The 18,778-nt window shown below is 44.4% G+C and carries 11 protein-coding genes and 1 pseudogene; 7 read left to right on the top strand and 5 right to left on the bottom strand.

Translation table 11 applies throughout. The features are described 5' to 3' along the window. Positions 1 to 131 precede the first annotated feature (131 nt). Both BN161_RS24535 and BN161_RS24530 read left to right on the top strand, forming a co-directional pair. A complete protein-coding gene (locus BN161_RS24535; protein WP_044271277.1) occupies positions 132 to 770 on the top strand; it encodes a Crp/Fnr family transcriptional regulator in 639 nt (212 codons plus the stop codon). Between the two features lie 45 nt (positions 771 to 815). Then, complete coding sequence (locus BN161_RS24530; RefSeq protein ID WP_044271327.1) at positions 816 to 1,505, top strand: Crp/Fnr family transcriptional regulator; 690 nt, start codon at positions 816 to 818, stop codon at positions 1,503 to 1,505. A gap of 50 nt (positions 1,506 to 1,555) precedes the next feature. Here the strand turns inward: BN161_RS24530 and BN161_RS24525 are convergent, their stop codons facing one another. The 5 genes and pseudogenes from BN161_RS24525 to nrfH all read right to left on the bottom strand — a co-directional run bounded on the left by BN161_RS24525 (position 1,556) and on the right by nrfH (position 6,976). After that, complete coding sequence (locus BN161_RS24525; RefSeq protein WP_044271274.1) at positions 1,556 to 2,845, bottom strand: alginate export family protein; 1,290 nt, start codon at positions 2,843 to 2,845, stop codon at positions 1,556 to 1,558. Positions 2,846 to 2,853: 8 nt separating this feature from the next. Next, positions 2,854 to 3,645 carry a cytochrome c biogenesis protein CcsA gene (ccsA, locus tag BN161_RS24520; protein ID WP_044271272.1) on the bottom strand — a complete coding sequence of 264 codons (792 nt, stop codon included), beginning with the start codon at positions 3,643 to 3,645 and terminating at the stop codon, positions 2,854 to 2,856. Between the two features lie 13 nt (positions 3,646 to 3,658). After that, a pseudogene (locus tag BN161_RS24515) lies at positions 3,659 to 4,873 on the bottom strand (cytochrome c biogenesis protein ResB); the annotation flags it as partial. A gap of 9 nt (positions 4,874 to 4,882) precedes the next feature. Continuing rightward, positions 4,883 to 6,364, bottom strand: a complete 1,482-nt coding sequence (nrfA, locus tag BN161_RS24510; protein ID WP_007216191.1) for an ammonia-forming cytochrome c nitrite reductase — start codon at positions 6,362 to 6,364, stop codon at positions 4,883 to 4,885. A 21-nt stretch (positions 6,365 to 6,385) separates the two neighbouring features. Then, entirely contained in the window at positions 6,386 to 6,976 is a 591-nt protein-coding gene (gene nrfH, locus BN161_RS24505) for a cytochrome c nitrite reductase small subunit (RefSeq protein ID WP_044271271.1), read from the bottom strand. Positions 6,977 to 7,138: 162 nt separating this feature from the next. Here nrfH and BN161_RS24500 point away from each other — a divergent pair, with 162 nt between their 5' ends. From BN161_RS24500 to BN161_RS24480, 5 genes are all read left to right on the top strand, one after another. Then, positions 7,139 to 9,889: a heparinase II/III domain-containing protein gene (locus BN161_RS24500; RefSeq protein ID WP_044271270.1), complete on the top strand. Its 2,751-nt coding sequence runs from the start codon at positions 7,139 to 7,141 to the stop codon at positions 9,887 to 9,889. Positions 9,890 to 10,153: 264 nt separating this feature from the next. Next, positions 10,154 to 12,970, top strand: coding sequence for a ligand-binding sensor domain-containing protein (locus tag BN161_RS24495; RefSeq protein WP_044271268.1), 2,817 nt, complete (start codon positions 10,154 to 10,156; stop codon positions 12,968 to 12,970). 295 nt (positions 12,971 to 13,265) lie between these two features. Beyond that, positions 13,266 to 13,781, top strand: a complete 516-nt coding sequence (locus BN161_RS24490) for a sigma-70 family RNA polymerase sigma factor (RefSeq protein ID WP_044271265.1) — start codon at positions 13,266 to 13,268, stop codon at positions 13,779 to 13,781. A 46-nt stretch (positions 13,782 to 13,827) separates the two neighbouring features. Then, the gene (locus BN161_RS24485) at positions 13,828 to 17,031 is read left to right on the top strand and encodes a SusC/RagA family TonB-linked outer membrane protein (RefSeq protein ID WP_044271263.1); all 3,204 of its coding nucleotides are present in this window, start codon (positions 13,828 to 13,830) and stop codon (positions 17,029 to 17,031) included. 12 nt (positions 17,032 to 17,043) lie between these two features. Next, positions 17,044 to 18,759, top strand: coding sequence for a RagB/SusD family nutrient uptake outer membrane protein (locus BN161_RS24480; protein ID WP_044271262.1), 1,716 nt, complete (start codon positions 17,044 to 17,046; stop codon positions 18,757 to 18,759). Positions 18,760 to 18,778 lie beyond the last annotated feature (19 nt).

The raw sequence follows: 18,778 nt of genomic DNA, 5'->3' as shown, positions 1-18,778 counted from the left end.
TCAGCATAACTTTTTCATGCAAGCATGAAAGTTCTGCATTCGATTTGCATTATCTTTGTGCAAAGATGGAGAGTTTATGGCAGGTAAATTGTCACGTATGTTACACCCAATCACAAAAAGCTTAAAAAAGAATGGAACCACATATATTATTACAGATGCCATTATTTCGAGGCATAACAGAAGAAACGCTGTTAAAGTTCGTTCTGTTGCACCAACATACCCTTAAATCTTATAAACCAGGAGAGTTTATCGCCATGCAGGGAGATATTTACCGTTCTCTCTATATTCTGTGCAATGGAACAGTGCGTACGCAAATGGTCAGTGCAGAAGGAAAACAACTCACCATAGAGACCATCCGTGCTCCGAAACTCCTTGCACCGGCTTTCATCTTCGCTTCCGAAAACCGTTTCCCGGTGAATATCGAAACCCTGGAAACCTCGGAAGTATTGATTCTGAATAAGGATGCTTTTCTGGAGTTCATGCACCAGTACCCGGTCATCATGCAGAATTTCCTGAAACTGATTTCCGACAGGAGCTTGTTTCTATCCAAAAAACTGAATGAGTTTGCTTTACAAAGCCTGAAATCCAGATTGCTCAATTATGTAAAGATGCATGGAGGCATAGGATCCCAACAGGAAGTAGCACATATACTTGGGGTAGCCCGTCCGTCATTGGCACGTGCCATATCTGAATTGAGCAATGAGGGTTGTATACAAATAGAAGGAAAAGAAATGTTTATTGACGAAGAGAAATCGAAGAAATACTTTTAATTCTACTTTTTCATCGTATCTTTGTACAACCAACTACCTAATATAATGAGGAAAATAACATTAACCGACAAACATCAGGAATTACTTTTCCAGATTCCGCTGTTTCGTGACCTTCCCCTTAACATCAAGCATTCGTTGCTCGACAGGTTGGATATCTCCCTGTACTCGGTCGACAAAAAAGATATCATTGCCACCCAGGGAACACTCTGCAAGAAGTTATATGTATTGTTGGAAGGAAAACTACGGGTAGATATTATTGACGGATTGGGAAATGAAGTCATGATAGAATATATCGTTGCAGCACGTGCATTCGCCACTCCTCATTTATTCAGTTCGGACGGAGTGCTGCCGGCAACCTTTACCGCCATGGAAGACAGCACCCTGCTCACCGCCAGCAAAGAGTCCATGTTTAAGCTTATCAGCGAGGAACCTAAAATATTACACAACTTTCTTTGCATCACTGGCAATTGTAATGTCTGCACAGTATCCCGCCTGAAAACCCTATCACGGAAAACAGTGCGCGAACGTTTTGTTGTCTACTTGCTGGAACACAAGAAAAAGAATTCTTCAACGGTCAACATCATCCACAATCAGGCAACCCTTGCCGAATATCTGAATGTAACCCGCCCTGCACTATCGAAAGAGATTAATAAGATGATAAAGGAAGGTATTATCGATATGGATGGAAAGACAGTGCAGATACTCAATGAAGCTATATTAGAAAGGTACGTATAAGAGCTTCCTCCTGATACGTACCTTCATTTATTCTCTCTCTTACTACTGTTTTACCACTTCACAAACAGCACTCTGGGATTGATGTTGACAGACACCCATCCCCAGTCTTGCCAGCTTTTATGATTGCCGCCTTTCACGATGTCCATCGTCTTCGTTCCGCGCATAATAGAATATCCGGCGGAGAGTTTCACATCCTTCATCACCGACCAGTTAATCTGATAATCGACTTCCGAACCTAATGCTTTCTTCAGATTCGGCAACTTCACCGCAGTTGAGAAATGATGGTAGTTCAAGTCCATATCCACCTTATCGGAAGCACGGAAACGTAAACCCAGACGTTTGTCAAATAAGCCGGGAGCATATCCGGGTTTAAAGTCGGACGCGTAGAAATAATCCATAGCTCCATAAAATTTATGATGTGTGCCATACAGAACATTGAATGCCTTATACTTGTCACTGTCACTGCTGTTTCCACTTAGATAATCGGCGCTTGCCACTATCGTCCAAGTAGGTTTAAGGTTGTATGGGAAAGCATAAGCCACTTGCAGGCTGGCCATGAAAGCAGATACCTTCTGCACATTTTGGTTCTTGCCCGTCTGATAATAGAAGGAGCCGTCTACATTCCACCCATTTTCCCTGTAGGTGATATAAGTTCCCATTGTTTGCAGATAGCGGGTATGGGATTCTTTAGTTGCCGCATCTCCGGTTTCCAATCCCAGATTCATGAACAGTAAGGATGCATCAAAGGGAGTATAATCGGATTTATAGTGATACCAGAGAGTCTGCATATTCTTGTAAGGCTGTGCTCCGGCCTGCACGTAATAGGTACCGCCTATTTTAGTCTCGTCATTCTGGTTGAAAGCAAGAATCAGATGCAGTTGGTTGTTGGGGTCGGCATAACCCAGTTTCAATGCATCATGGTAGCGTCCGGCTACATTCCAATCCAGTCCGCCCAGAATGCGTTCGTCATCATACGAAAGGGTCTGACGGCCTAATTGTGCAAAGAAGTTTTTACCGAAATTCAGTTTAGCCCATGCCTCGTTCATGATGAAACGACCGTTCTTGTCAATTTGCGGGTCCTGTCCCCATACACCAACGTGCTGTGCAGAAATCTTCATTTGCAAATCAGAACGTTTGTACTCCATAGAAAGGCGTGCACGGTTATTGATGAATCCCGCAGGTTCCTCTCCTTCATTACGGGGCATCAGAGCACCGTTACGATATTCCGCACGAGGTCTGATCTGGATGGACATTGTAAATTCATTCTCTTTTTCTGTAGTTTGCGTATACGCCATGCTTGGCAAAAGCATGAGAAGCATTGCCCAATAAGTAGTTTTCATAATGATTATCAGTTTAAATTATACGTATGAATGCTGACTCCCTGTGCAGAGGGCAGATAGTTGATGCCATACCAGCACATTTGCAGCAAAACAAATGATATCAGAAGTAAAATTAAGGCCTTACGGTGTAACAAAGGTTTTCCAAGACGGAAATGTATATAAATCAGATAGGAGAACCACGTAGCGGCCGCCCATGTCTCTTTCGGATCCCACGACCAGTAATGTCCCCACGCCTCTTTTGCCCATATAGCCCCCGACAGCATGCCTAATGTCATGAATGCCAATCCTACATAAGTCAGATTATCGCATAGGTCCATCTCCCGGCTGTCAATCGGCTTCTTCTTGAACCAAAGCAGATAAATAGCCATCACGGTGGCCGCACCCAGCATAGCATAGGCAAACATATATACGATGACATGCGGCGTAAACCACGGACTTTGCAAAGCCGGCATCAAAGTTTTGTTATGTATTTCCGGTTTGAAGATATTGATACAGATAAATACCAGTGATAGGATAAAACTGAAACTGAGTATCCACTTATACCTCCAACGGCTGTATGTGATGAGTCCTGCCAGTGGAAGAAAGAAAGAGTACCACAGGCGCGTTTCTCCCATGGTCCGCATAGGCGGGCGTTCCAGGGAAATCCACATTCCCACAATAAAACAGAAGAAGAGAGCAAGCCCTATCAAGGTAAGCCCGCCAACAATATACGGTTTTCTCCCGCGCCAGGCGGCAAAGGCACCGAATCCCCAGAAGTGCAGGGCGGCAATTGAAAACGGTACAAAATAATCCCACGTCATTCAGCGTCCTCCTCTTTCTTTTTTGTGCATTAACAAACAGACAGATAGCTCCCAACACCATCATGATAATACCTGCATAAACAGCAGGCAACCACGGATCACGTACCAGTTCGAACACACTGATATCGCTCCAACGCCCTTTCGTATCATCATAACTCAATTGATAAATATTCCATCCCGCCACATTCAGGGGATGGTTCACTGCAATCGTATCTTCCACCTGTTTGCCGTCTTCCGTGTAAACTTTCACTGTAGATGCAAAACGCTGCGGTTCGCGTTCCGGCATGATAAGGCTTGTCAACGAATCCAGACGCAATGCTTTATATGGAAAAATAAAACTACCGCAACTTACCCACCCTTCCTTTGCCGCTTTCGTCTTCTGATTGATAGCCTGCAAATAAACGGCATACGTGGCTCCCATCGAATGGAATTCGGTAAACTTCACCGTATCTTCCGTAGCCACAGAAGCCGCCCAGGGAATCGTTTGCCGGACAGTCACCAGCCAATCAGCCAGTTGCCCATCCGTTACACCTTCTTCCAGCAACAAATGTTCCGGTGCTTTTTCAGGCAATGTACGGCCCGTTTCATTATCAATCAACATCAGTTTCGGAGGATACTCGTCAATCGTGAAGTCTTTCAGTTCAATAGCCAACGGAAGTTCTATCAATTTACCGTGCTCATCCATTGCACGCCATTCGGCATTATCTATCCGGGTAGTCATGCGTACCCGCTGCATATCGGCATTTCCCAAGGTTGCCGTAATCAGGGCAATAAACAGCCCGGCATGGTTCAAAAGGAAGGCAACTTTCTTCCATCTGAATGGAAATCCGGCACGAAGCGTAGTCAGCCCCAATACAGTGGCCATCCAGATATAAAGCAATACAAAAGGCCATGCCGAAAGCATTCGTGAGAAACCGAGCACATCCGCCGGATGACCGGAAGGGACCTGACGGATAAGTCCCATCACCACCGTAATGCCCGCCACCCATAAAAGAGAAGAGACAGCCGATGTATAATGGCTCATCCAACCGAAGAAATAAACACGCTTGCGCAAGTAATGCATGGCAACTATTCCGGCTATATATAAAACCAGAACAATGATGTTCACCGGATAGGCAAACAGACTCCAATCTATTTCACCGATTGTAATCTGCAGCAGCCATCCTGTCACCAACAGTCCTGCGCCTATCAGGCATCCTTCTTTAAATCCCCACGGTCTGATCCACATATCTCTGTTTTATTTCTGGGCCAGGCGACCGTTAGCTTTCGCTTTTTCCAGCCACGCAGGTACAGTTGTTTTCAAGAATTTCTCTTTAGCAGCTCTTTCCGCATCCATGTCGAGACCAATGTATTGTTGTGCTTTCTCTTTGGTTGAAATGTCCGGCATCGGCACATCATCCGTAAAGCCATGCTTAGCCAATACTCTTGATACAGCCAGACGAGCCTGCATAGCCTTGTCCAAACCATGTGAAAGGATACGTTGGATTTCCTGCGGAGCATGGAAAGAACCACCATGAGAAGCCACACCGAAATCCCAACGCCACTGCGCCTGACGGATAAGGGCAAGTACATCTTTCATCTGATCTTCCGTAGCACCCTTGTCCCATGCAAACTTAGCCTCGATATGAGCCTTGGCAAGTTCCTGTTCCAAACGGTTACGTATTTCGTTAGCCTTGCGTTGACGTTCGTATACATTGTTACGCAGTGTTTCTTCACTTTCGCGATGGCAAGTCTGACAAGTGCGGTCTATCATCGCCAGCGGGCTTTGAATATGGTGATCGCTGAATTTCACACCACCTTCGCTCTTATAAGGCATGTGACAATCTGCACATGACACACCTCTCTGACCGTGAATACCCATCTGACAGATTTCATAATCAGGATGCTGCGCTTTCAATATCGGAGCACGGCTCAGTTTATGAATATAGTCATAGAAACCTTCATTATCATAATAAGCCTCCATATCTTCCACAGTAAAGCCTTTATCCCAGGGGAAAGTCAGGTACTTGCCATCACCCTTGAAGTAATATTCCACGTGGCACTGCGCACAAACCAGTGAGCGCATTTCCTGCGGAGTAGCTTTCGTAATATCTCTGCCTTGACGTGCAAAAGCTTCGATCAAAGCCGGACGGCTGATGTGCAGGTTCATATTTTCCGGTTCGTGGCAATCGGCACATCCGATAGGATTTACAATCTCATCACCCATTGCTCCCCACTTATTATTATAGAATGCATCCACACCGATAGCCTCCATCATACGGGGAACATCCGGGCTCTTACAAGTCCAGCAGGTAGACGGTTGCGGACCATCTTCGGGAGTAGCAGGCGCACCCGTACGAAGACTTGCCGTGATATCCTCTATCGCATGCATGTGGCCACGCGGAGTCGAATAGTCCTTTGAGAAAGCATATCCTGCCCACAGAACCACCATTTCGGGACGTTGCTCCAATACATCAACCGCAATGTTTCCGTTGAACTCACTCTGGAAATCCGTCTTCGCTGTTTCCGTCCAGGTCTGATATTCACGGGGAAAATCACTTTTGAACACTTCATTACGGGCTTCAATGCCTGTAATAACAGTCCTGCGGTTATTGAACACGCTTTCTAATTCCGCCCGCCTCTCCATCAGTGCGGAAACACATAATCCTAATACAAACACGACTACCATCGAACCACCGAACAGCAGCCAGCCTTGCCATGATTTCAATTTCTTTTCCATAAGTATATTGATTTTATTTCATTATTTCTTAAGCATCTTTTGCAGCCAGTCCGGAACAGGCGATTCGGGATAAGGTACCAGTGCATTGGGAGTAGATGACAACGAATTGCTTCCGCCATGCGGCACATCCCGGTGACAATCCCAGCATGCCTTACCCTCGCCTACCTGAGACATCATATAACCTATTTTCCCGGTTTTCACAAATTCCGTATTCAACTGCGTATGGCAACGAATACAGTTGTTCATAATCACCTCTGAACTGGCTTCATGCGCCCTGATAACCTGCGGCTCGCTCTTTGTCAAAAAAGCAGCTACATGCTTCATACCGTCCATCCCTTTGAATGTCCATTTCTTAACGGCATTTTCATGAGGAACATGACAATCATTACAAGTGGCATCCCGACTGTGTGAACTGTGGAACCATGTAGCATAGTAAGGTGCCATAATATGACAGTTCACGCATGCCGACGGCTCATCCCCCAAGTAGGTATGCGCCCGCAGCAAGTACATGAACAAGCCTCCCCCGCCCACAACGATACCGCAGATAACTATCGCAGCCACTCTCCATTTGTACGAAGGTAAAAACCTGTTTATAAATGACAATTTCTTCATAGAAAGTAGTATTTTTCACAAAAGTAGGGGCTTTATTTTTTAAAAAGTGTAATAATGATTACATGTTTTGCATAGTTTTGCGCTATCTTTACATAGTTCCGTTGAGTAATTATCCACCCTCATCCGTATATTCTTTAAACACCTAATGTTATTGTATAGAATATGAAAGCACTTAGTTTATTGATATGCCTTCTCTTTTCAGGGATATTACAAGCTCAGGAGGCAAAAATCGCCTTCCGGCAGCAGTTGCCGGACAGCCATCCACGTTATCTGACAGACAGTAACGGTAAGAGTGAAACCCTGAATCTGATAGAAAAAGAAAATTGGGCAAAAGACGTATTTGAGAAACTGAAAAGGCGAACCGATCTTTATGCCAACCTGACAGACGCCCAGCCGGACTGGCTACTCTCGCGCCTTGCCATGTACTGGAAGTCTCATGCTACGGATGTATATATAAAAAGTGAAACCTTCGACCATGCCGGAGGCGAAAAAGCACCGGCACCCACCGTTCGCTACACCGGTACGCGCGGCACATTTGCTACCCACGGACGCCCCCGTCTGGAAGACGTAGTGCCATACGATGACGATGTGGAAGGAAATGTGACATTCTGTAACAATGCCCTGCCAGGCCGCCCTATGGAGAGTGTACATCCTTCTAAAACCGGTCGCAACATCGAGAGCCTGAACCGTGAAATCATGGGTATCGCCCGTGATGCCGCCTTCCTTTACTGGCTTACCGGAGAAGAAAGATATGCAAAACTTGCCGCCGGAGTATTCGATACCTATATGACCGGTATCTATTACCGGAATGTTCCCATCGACCTCAACCACGGCCATCAGCAAACTCTGGTAGGCATGAGCTCTTTCGAGGTTATCCACGAAGATATTCTTTATGATATCGTTCCCCTTTACGATTTCCTGTATGACTACCTGAATGTCCGGCATACCGACAAGATGGATATATACGCAGGAGCTTTCAAGAAATGGGCGAACAATATCATTGCAAACGGCGTTCCTCACAACAACTGGAACCTGATGCAGGCTCGCTATGTCATGAATATCGGTATGATACTGGAAAACAATAAGCAATATGCCGATAGTAAAGGACGCGAATATTACATTGATTATGTACTCAATCGTTCCAGTATCCGCCAATGGAGTCTGACTAAATTAGCTGATTATGGCTTCGATCCGAAGACAGGTATCTGGGCCGAATGTCCCGGATACAGCAACGTAGTACTGAATGACTACACCAGTTTTGCTACTCTCTTCGACCGGAATCTGAGTTATGACCTGGTGAAAGCAATGCCGGTTCTTTCTAAAGCAGTAGCCGCTACTCCGCAATATTTGTTCCCCAACCGGATGATTTGTGGTTTTGGCGATACCCACCCGGGATATCTGAACACCAATCCTATATCCCGCATGATACGAAATGCACAGCACAACGGCAAGAAAGAGCAAGAAGAATATTTCACTGCCATGCTGAAATGCTTCCATCCTGATGCGGGAAAAACCAAAGACAATAAAAAAAATGTCCCCGTTTCTATCAGTTCTTTCTTTGATGAAAAGCCATTGGAACTGAATCCCAATATCGAAGCCGGAGAAATAGAACAATATGTCTCTCCCCTCTTCTATGCACCGAACGTTTCCTGGCTGGTACAACGAAACGGAATGAATCCCCGTCACAGCCTCATGATATCCCTGAATGCCAGTGAAGGAAACCACATGCATGCCAATGGCATATCCATGGAACTTTACGGTAAGGGATATGTTCTGGCTCCTGATGCCGGAATTGGCCTCTATTCATACAGTGGACTGGATTATCTGGAATATTACTCTCAATTTCCCAGTCATAACACGGTTTGCGTAGATGGTATTTCCAGTTATCCGGTTATGAAAAGTAATCACTCCTTCGATCTTAAATCCAGTTTCCCTGTTTCTTCCGAACCGGGAAAAGCTTTCACTGCTGTAACCTATAGCGATGTTTCTTTCCGTGAACCGGAAAGCCGTGCCGACCAGACCCGTATGATGAGTATCGTCACTACCGGTCCGGAAACCGGTTACTATGTAGATATCTTCCGCAGCCGGAAAGAACGCGGCGGTGATAAAATGCATGATTATTTCTACCATAATCTGGGGCAAACCCTAACACTGACAGACACAGACGGTGCAGATCTGAATCTGCAACCCACCGAAGAACTGGCCTTTGCCGGTGCTCATCTTTATGCTTATTCTTATATCTATGATAAAAAGTCAGCTACTACCGACAAAGACGTAAAAGCTACATTTACCATTGCCATGCCCGACAAGGACGATATTTCAATGAACTTGTGGATGAAAGGAGAAACGGATCGGGAAGTTTTCACCGCCCTGTCTCCCATGACGGAAGGACTGAGACGTACTCCGGGAATGCCTTATAACATAGAGAAGCAGCCGACGCTGACTTTTGTAGCCCGCCAGAAAGGAGAAGCTTGGAATCGACCGTTCGTCGCTATCTATGAACCCTCATCCGTAAAAGAACCCGGCTGTATTACCGAAGTAAGCTTCCCCGAAGTAAAAAGCAAAACGGAAAACAGTGCCACCAGCATATGCGTCGTGCAGAAAGATGGACGTACAGATTATATTCTGTCATCAGATGATCCCACGGATATCTGCATCAGCGGAAAAATGAGTGCACAAGCCACCTATGCTTTATGGGGAAATAAAAAGGGCAATGATTGCACCTTCTTTTTAGGACATGGCACTTTGCTAAGTACCCCGAATGTAGTTATCAAGGCGGAAACTCCCGCAGAGGTATTACTGGAATTCAAGAAAGGGGCATGGTACTACACTGCATCCGCCGATTGCACCGTCAGCATCAAAAAGAAGACGTACCAGCTAAAAGCCAATACGGAGGAAACGGAATTGAAGTGAAAACAATAGCCTCAAGTCCATATCATCTCCATACATGGTCCGTAGCATCTCCGTACGTCCTCCGTATCTGATCCGTAGCTACTCCGTACCAGCTCCATAGGTGCTCCATAGCTATAGACACGGAGCAGGTACGGACTTGGTACGAATCAGATACGCCCCTGTCCGCAAGCCAATAAGTCAGCAAAGACTCCCCGACTGCCGAATAATCATCCTAAACCCGAATATTTTCGTTCTTTTTCCTTATATTTGCTGTACAGAAACATAATGTATAGAAACGAAAGATACCATATCGTGAAAAACATATCGAAATATATCATCCTGCTATTCCTGCTGTTTGGCTTCCTTCCGGGCTATTCGCTTCCCTCTGTCTTCCGGGGACTGTCCGTCACCGAAGGACTTTCCGACTTAGTAGTAAATGCACTTTATAAAGACTCCATTGGCTATGTTTGGATAGGTACCGGTAATTCTTTGGAACGTTTTGACGGCACACGTCTGAAACATTTCCTGATTTCCGGAGCGAATGAAAAAATCAAGCGAGTCAATGCTATCGCCGAAATGGAAGGCAACCAGATATGGATGGGAAACGGCATGGGACTTTGGCGAGTGAATACCGAAAAAGATATTCTCGAACCGATTGCTGCTGAAACTTTACACTATGGTGTCCGGACGCTCCTACCTGATGGGAAAGGTACTTTATATATAGGAAGTGAGGCCGGTCTGTTTATCTATAAAAACGGGAACCTGGAACAAAAGCTCATAGATCCCAATGTCCTTTCAGCCTCTAATATCATCACCGGACTAAGTCTTAGTGAGGATGGCATTCTCTGGATAGCCACCAACGACGGCCTTTATTCCCTGACACTTGCCGACAAGAAAATCGTCCCTTATCATAATATAATAGAAGACAAACATTTTTGCTCTTACAACAATATTACCCGCATCGGCAACGTACTTTATCTGGGTACGATGGGCCAAGGTATTATCAGCTTCGATACACAAACACATAAGTTCACGCCCTTCATCGATGTAGGATGCAATGTGATATCTTCGCTGTCCGGTGATGGTAAAGATATGTTGTATGTGGGTACGGATGGAAATGGAGTACTTTTCATTTCTACCAAACAAATGAAGGTTCTACGCTCTTTGCGCCACGAACCGGGAAAAGACGAAAGTATCCGTTCCAACTCCGTGTACTCCCTTTTAGTTGATCGTGACGGGCTTATCTGGATAGGTTTCTATCAACTTGGATTGGATTACAGTCTGTACCAGAGCGGACTTTTCTCTACTTACAGTTATCTCCCGTATTTTGACTCCAAAGATATGCCTGTACGCAGTATTGCAATTACCGAGCATGAGAAATTAGTCGGCTCCCGCGACGGCCTATTCTATATAAACGAAGAGCAACGACGCTTCAAAAACTTTAAATCTCCCGAATTGCGTTCCAGTATGATCTTCTGTATCTACAAATTTCAGGATAAATATTATATCGGAACCTATGGCGGGGGTATGTACATATTCAATCCTGTTGATCTTACTATTCACGACTTCGAACCTAATGAACCGCAACCTTTCATGCGGGGACAGATTTTCAGTATAAAAGCGGATAACAAAGACCAATTGTGGATAGGTACCTCAATGGGCCTCTATTGCTATAAGGATGGGAAAAGAATCAAGCAATATACCAGTGCCAACTCCAAATTACCCGAAGGGAATGTTTACGAAATCTATTTCGACTCCACACATAAAGGATGGATTTGTACGGAGAATGGCATGTGCATCTGGGACCCCTCTTCTGAAAGTCTGAAAACCGACATCTTCCCGGAAAACTTTATTCATAAAGAAAAGATCAGAGTTGTATATGAAGACTCCGACCATAATCTTTATTTCCTGCCGGACAAAGGAAGTATGTGTATATCCGATCTTTCCATGAGCCGTTTCAGAAGGTTACAACCTGATACACAACTGGAAGGAAAAGATGGTATGTTTATTCTGGAAGATGACGAAAAATGGCTCTGGATAGGAACCAATAACGGACTCTACCGCTACGACAAGAAAGAAACTTTTATTCCTTATAATTTCATAGACGGTATTCCCAGTTCTATTTTCACATTATGCCCTCCCGTACAGGATCAACAGGGAAATATATGGATGGGAAATTCCAAAGGGCTGATTTATATGAACTTCAAGCAAAATAATCAGATGAAAAGATACACTTATCCGCTGACTATTACAGATATTTACGTCAATGGAAAGAAATCGCTTCATCCTATTATTGAAAGTGGAAAAGTTCCTGAAATACAACTTGAATCCTCGCAAAACAACCTGACATTTCACTTCTCCGGTTTTACCTATACCGAACCGGCTTATATGACTTATGAATACAAATTGGAAGGTGAAGATGAAGACTGGCAGATACTGACCGGAAAGTCGGAAATTACTTATTATGACTTATCATCCGGAAACTATCTTTTCAAGTTACGCTATATCGGGAACCCTGATTCTGAAATACACACCGCTGTCCACATTGCCTATCCTGTAGAAACATGGAGCATCATTGCCGTTTCCATTGCTTTAGTTTTTATCGGCTACATTTACTATCAGCGTAAGAGAAAAGCGAAGCAAACGAAAAATATTCAAATCCAGCTTCCGGAAGATGTGCAAGAGCCTGAAAAGCAAGAAAAGACAGTAGAATCAAAATATAAAACCAATAAGATAAGCACGGAAGAATGTCAGCGCCTGACAGAAAAGCTGGAGGCTCTGATGCTTCGTGATAAGCCATATACAAACCCGGATTTGAAAATAGCCGATCTGGCAACCATGCTCGGCAGGTCAGCACATACTTTATCTTATCTCTTCAATCAACATCTGAACCGTAATTATTACGATTACATCAATGATTACCGTATTGAGGAGTTCAAGCGTCTTATCAACGAAGACGAATATTCCAAATATACACTGGGAGCACTTGCCGAACTCTGCGGTTTTAGCTCACGCGCCTCCTTCTTCCGCTATTTCAAGAAGGCTACCGGCATCACTCCCAATGAATATATCCGAAGCATCGGAAAGAATAACGACGAATAATCTATAATACTAAGATATACTCCATTATTTTTCGCACTTATCTTTCAGCATATTGAAAGATAAGTGCGTTTTTGTTGCATCAGATTTTCCGTCCAACTCACCCCGGAGTCTCAAATTATTAGTTGATACTACGAGTCTCAAATTCTTAAACAGCTATATTACAGCAAATTAATTAGTTTTTAGTCTAAGTTAATGAGATGAGATTTGTTAAGCACTATAAAAAATTGTTTTCCGTTTTTTACCTTTTATATTTGCAATCGTAAAGCTAACGTAAAACGTAACCAAAGTCTGAAGCATGGAAAACAAAAAGATGACATCCGTTCAATTGATAGCTGACTCTTATACGAGTTACCACCGCTCCGTCTATCTCTATATATATTATAGAATAAACAGTAAAGAAGAAGCTGAAGACATAGCCCAAGATGTATTTCTGCGTTTAATGGACTATAAGCAAATGCTCCGTCCGGATACCGTAAAGTTTTTCATTTACACCATATCCCGTAATCTGGTGAACGATTACCTACGCCGTCACTATAAGAAGCAAGAAATAACATCTTATATATATGATCATGCAACGACCTGTACCAATGAAACGGAAAACCAGATTATTGCCAATGATTTACTGGCTTGTGAAAAGCGCAAACTGCGCACTCTTCCGGAACAACGCAGAAAGATTTATATCATGAGTCGTTTTGAAGATAAATCCTCATCGGAAATTTCCGCCAAATTGAACCTTTCACGCCGTACGGTCGAAAACCATTTGTTTATCAGCCGGAAGGAAATACGTGAATATATGAAACAATGTATCTAATTAGATTACAATCGAAATAATAGTGTTAATTTTAAATTTATAAATTATGAGGAATGAATTTCTGAAATTCTCATCGAAAAGAATTTTATTCTCAGCAGCAATGGCATCTGCACTCTGTGTAGGTAGCCCGCAGCAGGCTTTTGCCAATGTAAATGAGGTACAAGCCATTATGCAGACCGGTACAGTAAAAGGTACCGTAGTGGATGCCACCGGTGAACCCATCATTGGTGCCAACATTATGGTGAAAGGCACCACGAACGGTTGCATTACCGACATTGACGGTAATTTCAGTCTGAGTAATGCAAAAGGGACTTTAGTGGTTTCATTTATAGGCTATAAGTCACAGGAGATTGTGGTAAAAGGAAATGAAACCAATCTGAAAGTGATTCTGGCAGAAGATTCGGAAATGCTGGACGAAGTGGTGGTTGTGGGCTACGGTACACAAAAGAAAGCTACAATGACCGGTTCGGTAACAGTGGTGAATCAGAAGATGTTAGAGAATAAAGGAACAATGTCCAGTCCTGTACAGGCATTGCAAGGCCAGGTTCCCGGAGTCATTATCACGCGTAACTCTACAGCCCCGGGCGATGAAAGCTGGAACATGAGTCTGCGCGGCGCAGTTTCAAAAAACACGACCAGTCCGTTAGTCATTATCGACGGCGTGGAATATGAAAGCGTAAACGAGTTGCGTCTGTTGAATCCTTCCGATATTGAGTCTATCAACTTCTTGAAAGATGCTTCGGCTTCCATCTACGGTAGCAAAGCTGCCGGTGGTGTATTGGTAACTACCAAGAAAGCCCAGGCAAGCAAGGTGCAGGTAGACTATAGCGGTTCGGTAACAAGTAAGTTTATCGGTCTGTCTCCTCATCTGATGAGCCTGGAGCAATGGGCTTCCTCCGTGATAGATGCACGTACCAATGACGGTTACGGTGACGATGATACCTGGATGCGTTATGCAAAACTAGCATTGGCGTATAAAAATCAGTATATCAATCTTGACCATACTACGAATCCCTTTGGAAATGCCTTCACGGACGTAGCGGACTTTGTATTTTTCGATACCAACTGGCAGGATATCATGTGGGGAACAGCCGCTTCCACGCAACACGAACTTGCCATAGCAGGTGGCTCGGATGCCTCAAAGTACCGTCTGTCTTTAGGCTATATGTATGATGACAGTAACTTGAAATGGGGTAACAACAATAACAACCGTTACAACCTGCGCTTGACAAATACCTTTAAACTGTCTGACCGCGCTTCTATTGAGTCGGTAATTGCTTACAACCGCCAGGATCAAGTGGCACCTACACAGATTGGTTCGGCGCTGACCACCAACTCACAGCAACCGGGTTTCCCATCTGCTACAGCTAATGGCAAACCTTATGCATGGGGAACATGGGGTGCACCCAACTGGTATTGTGAATTGGGCGGTGACAACAAACTGAAAGTATCTGCTATCAATATCAGCGAGACATTCAGATATTCCATCCTGAAAAACCTGACAGCTTCTGTAACGGCCGGTTATAATACATCAACAGCCATCCGTGATAAACAAAGTAAAGCGATTGATTGGTATAACTATGCAGGTGACCGCGTGGTTCGCAGCAATCCGACAGAGGACAAGAGTTCATATTCCAAATCCAATTCACGTACTGACTTTTACTCATTGTCCGGACACATCGACTGGTCGCATATCTTTGCCGATGTTCATGATGTAAAAGTGATGGTGGGTTCGCAATATAACCTGAAAGAGTATGAAGGCACTTTCCTCTATACAGAAGGTATACTGCCCTCACTGGAAATTCCCAATAGCACAAAAGATGTTGTCTACCTGAAGAACGGTGACGACAAATCAACCAAATGGCAAGAGGCAGTAATGTCTTACTTCGGTCGTATCAACTACAATTATCGTTCTAAATACATGTTGGAAGCACAGGGACGTTATGACGGTTCTTCCAAATTCCAGCCCGAAAACCGTTGGGTATTCTACTGGGGTACTTCTGCCGGATGGAGAATTTCGGAAGAAGCATTCATGAAGAATCTGACATTTGTAGACGAACTGAAGCTGAGAGCTTCTTACGGTAGCGTAGGTAATCAGAGTGGCGTTGACCGCTATGACGGGGCACAGTTATACAACTTCACCCCCAGTGGCGGTGCATTGATAGGCAATGGAAAAATCTCTTATGTAGACACTAACGGTAAGTTGCCGAGTACTGACCGTACATGGGAACGCATCCATAATTATAATCTTGGTCTTGATTTCGGGTTCTTGCGTAACCGCCTGACGGGTACGGCAGAAATCTTCTGGAAGAAGAGTGACAATATGTTGATCGACGTAATCTATCCGGGTATTCTGGGTGACAAGGCTCCCACGGCAAATTACGGTGCATTCAAGGCACACGGTTGGGAAGGTATGATCAACTGGTCGGATAAGATTGGAAAAGTAAACTATCATATCGGCGGTACTTTTACCTACACTACCAACGAATTAGTGGATAACGGTGGTAGTGGAGCCATCAAAGCAGGTGTACGCTCCGACCGTGAAGGATATCCTCTGAACTCTGTATTCGGTCTCCGTTACTGCGGTAAGATACAGACAGAAGAGCAACTGAAAAAGTATGTGGATAAGTATAAAAATACCAGTACCATCGGTACACTCAACAACCTGCGCCTTGGCGATAACATGTTCGAAGATGTAAATAAGGATGGCAAGCTGACAGAAGAAGATTTTGTTTACCTGGGTACAGATGATCCTAAAGTACAATTCTCTATCAATGCAGGTCTGGAGTGGAATGGTTTTGACCTTGCCATCGTTTTCCAGGGCGCGGGCAAACGCACCATCTGGCGTGAGGAGAGTACATGGAGAATTCCGATGCGTGCCGTTTATCTGAACACGAGCGACCAGCATATAGGCAACACATGGTCTCCGGATAATCCGGGTGCATTCTTCCCTGCACTGACTAACCAGTCCGAACTTAACAACTACAACTACCAATGTTCTTCATGGTCGGTAGAAGACGGAGCATATTTGCGCTTGAAAAATGTAACTCTGGGTTATTCACTTCCGGCTTCCCTGCTTGCCAAAACAAAAATATTAAGTAAGGCGCGCGTATATGTGACAGGTAGCGATTTGTGGGAACACAGCAAAATTAATGATGGATGGGATCCGGAAGCAAATCGTAAAGTGGACAACTCCAAGCGACATCCTTTCCTGCGCACTGTAACTTTTGGATTGAATTTAACCTTTTAATTGAAGACAAAAATGAAAAAATATACAATTAAATCTATCTTGATACTGGCAATAGGATGTATGTTACATTCCTGTCTCGACCTGGATCCGAAAGACCAGATTGCCGATGGCAACTATTGGCAGACTGCTACAGACTTCAAGTTATTCTCCAATCAGTTCTATGGCTGGACACGCGATTTCAAAAACAGCGTCTACGATGCCCCCCACTCCGATAAGCGTTCCGACCTTATTATGGATAAAGGCAGCAAGAATGTATTTGCTAACGGAACCAACAGCATACCGGCTTCCGACGGCAACTACACCGATGCTTACAATCGCATCCGTCGTACAAATATCCTCTTACAGAAAGCAGAGAGTTTTGCAAACCAGAGTGACATCGCACAATATATCGGTAAAGCCAAGTTTTTCCGCGCTTACTGCTACTTTGACCTGTTGCAGCTTTTTGGAAATGTCATAGTAGTCACTACACCGATTGATGTTACTGCTCCCGAAATGCAAGCAGCACGCAACGACCGCAGCGAAGTAGCCGACCTCATCATTCAGGATTTGAAAGATGCCGCCGAATTACTTCCCGTCACTTCCACAGTGGAAAAAGGACGTGTAGGTCGCGAAGGCGCCTGGGCAATGCTTTCCCGTGTAGCACTCTACGAAGGTACATGGCAAAAGTTCCGTGGTAACACAGCTCGTGGTAAAGACTTGTTGGACATTGCGGCAAATGCAGCAAAAGAAGTGATCAACACTAAAAACTTCTCACTGTTTGCACCTGCTATCCTAGGCGACAGTGCACAGAAGTATATGTTTATCCTGGAAGATACGAAATGTAACCCTGCCGGATTACAGAAAAGCGCCAATACGGAGTATATTTTCTCCCGCCGTCATGACGAAGCGTTGGCTCCTATCGGTTCAAATATCACGAAAGAGTGTTTGGCAAATGCCCAAATGATTTCTCACAAATTTGCTGCAATGTATCTCTGCCAGGATGGACTCCCCATTGAAAAATCGGAAGTATATAAAGGAGACCTGAAGATTTTGGACGAATACCTGAACAGAGATAACCGTATGGTTTATACCCTCTGCAAACCTTATGAATATTTCTGGAGTAACCTGAACTCACGTGTCAACTGGACAGGTGATGCCGTTGACCGCGCTTCAGCTTCCATCAAAGGATTGGTACCTACCAGCGGAAGTGGTTATAACAATCAGAAGTGGGCTTGCGAACGCTATGTGAACGATACCTATGAAAGCTACGACTACCCCATCATCCGCTATGCAGAAGTTCTGCTGAACTATGCCGAAGCAGTATTTGAACGGGATGAAAAGATTTCTGACGAAGACCTGAACCTCTCTCTCAACTTGGTTCGTTGCCGCATCAACACCAAAATGCCCAAGCTGACCAATGCATTTGCTACAACTCACGATCTGGATATGAGAACTGAAATTCGCCGTGAACGTACCATTGAATTGTTCAACGAAGGTTTCCGTATAGACGACCTGAAGCGTTGGAAGACAGCTGAAACGGAAATGCCGCAGGACTTCCTGGGTATCAGATGGACAGGTACAGAGTTCCAGAACAAATGGCCGGGCGTTACCAATGAAAGAAACAGCGACGGTTTCATCATCCTGGAGTCAGGACGTAAATGGGAAGATAAGCACTATCTTTACCCATTACCTACCGACCAGTTGCAGTTGAACCCGAACCTGAAACAGAACCCGGGTTGGGGAGAATAAATCAATGTTTTTCATTCAT

Origin of the sequence: Bacteroides timonensis, from assembly GCF_000513195.1 — a bacterium.
In the GTDB taxonomy this organism is placed as follows: domain Bacteria; phylum Bacteroidota; class Bacteroidia; order Bacteroidales; family Bacteroidaceae; genus Bacteroides; species Bacteroides timonensis.
Note: the sequence above shows the minus strand (reverse complement) of the source record. Positions and strands in the feature narration are given on the sequence as shown.

Bases quoted from the DNA above. Each gene is read 5' to 3' on its own strand.
- BN161_RS24535 (WP_044271277.1), top strand. From the start codon at position 132: ATGGAACCACATATATTATTACAGATGCCATTATTTCGAGGCATAACA.
- BN161_RS24530 (WP_044271327.1), top strand. From the start codon at position 816: ATGAGGAAAATAACATTAACCGACAAACATCAGGAATTACTTTTCCAG.
- BN161_RS24525 (WP_044271274.1), bottom strand. From the start codon at position 2,845: ATGAAAACTACTTATTGGGCAATGCTTCTCATGCTTTTGCCAAGCATG.
- ccsA (WP_044271272.1), bottom strand. From the start codon at position 3,645: ATGACGTGGGATTATTTTGTACCGTTTTCAATTGCCGCCCTGCACTTC.
- nrfA (WP_007216191.1), bottom strand. From the start codon at position 6,364: ATGGAAAAGAAATTGAAATCATGGCAAGGCTGGCTGCTGTTCGGTGGT.
- nrfH (WP_044271271.1), bottom strand. From the start codon at position 6,976: ATGAAGAAATTGTCATTTATAAACAGGTTTTTACCTTCGTACAAATGG.
- BN161_RS24500 (WP_044271270.1), top strand. From the start codon at position 7,139: ATGAAAGCACTTAGTTTATTGATATGCCTTCTCTTTTCAGGGATATTA.
- BN161_RS24495 (WP_044271268.1), top strand. From the start codon at position 10,154: ATGTATAGAAACGAAAGATACCATATCGTGAAAAACATATCGAAATAT.
- BN161_RS24490 (WP_044271265.1), top strand. From the start codon at position 13,266: ATGGAAAACAAAAAGATGACATCCGTTCAATTGATAGCTGACTCTTAT.
- BN161_RS24485 (WP_044271263.1), top strand. From the start codon at position 13,828: ATGAGGAATGAATTTCTGAAATTCTCATCGAAAAGAATTTTATTCTCA.
- BN161_RS24480 (WP_044271262.1), top strand. From the start codon at position 17,044: ATGAAAAAATATACAATTAAATCTATCTTGATACTGGCAATAGGATGT.